This is a genomic window from Streptomyces sp. CA2R106 (assembly GCF_037034245.1).
Taxonomy (GTDB): domain Bacteria; phylum Actinomycetota; class Actinomycetes; order Streptomycetales; family Streptomycetaceae; genus Actinacidiphila.
On record NZ_JBAGKC010000146.1, the window covers coordinates 1 to 792 of the forward strand.

Genomic DNA, 792 nt, shown 5'->3' on the forward strand with positions numbered 1-792 from the left:
GGACGTGCCGATCGCGCTGTAGGTGGTGCTGATGCCGGCGATGAGCAGCAGCACGATCGTGCCGATGACGTGGTTCGGTTCCAGCTTGCGGCCGTGCATCTCCGCGTCCAGAAGGTAGCTGATCAGGTCGTCACGGGGCTGCTCGATGTGCTTGTTGACCTCCGCGAGGAGATAGATGAACACCCGGCCCATGTGCTCGATGCGCTCGTCCCGCGACTGCTTGCCCTCGCCCTCCAGGTTGACGGCGAGCTGGTGGAACCGTTCCCGATCCTCCGGCGGCAGGCCGAGCAGGTCGCCGATGACCCGGCTGGGGATCTGCCGCGCGTAGTCGTGGGCGGCGTCCACGACGTCCCGCCCCTCCAGACCGTCGACGAGGGAGTGGCAGAACGTCCTCGTGCCGGACTCGAGCTTGGCGACCGCGGTCTTGGTGAACGCCGGCAGCAGCAGCTTGCGCGCGCCGTGGTGGAACGGCGGGTCGGAGGTGATGGGCGGTGCTTCGCCGATCGGCGCCAGGTCCCGCGGCGGGCGGAACTCGGTGAGGTTGGCTCCGAGCGAGGAGAAGCGGTCGGTGTCGTAGGCGATCGCCGCGACGTCCTCGTACAGGGTGGGCAGCCACACACCGCCGAACCGCTCGGTGTGCGCGATCGGGCACCTTTGCCGCAGGTCGTCCATGATCGGGAAGGGGTCCTCGGACCACCGCGGATCCAGGTGCGAGAAGTCCGTCGCCCAATCGGTGACCGGGCCGGTGATGATCTCGCCGCGGGAAACATGGAACCGGTCCCGGTCGGAGTG

The 792-nt window shown here is 68.4% G+C and carries 1 protein-coding gene; it reads right to left on the bottom strand.

The annotated features are described in order from the left end of the window. A partial coding sequence (locus tag WA788_RS35435; RefSeq protein ID WP_443034151.1) for a cytochrome P450 occupies positions 1-792 on the bottom strand: 792 nt, incomplete at both ends.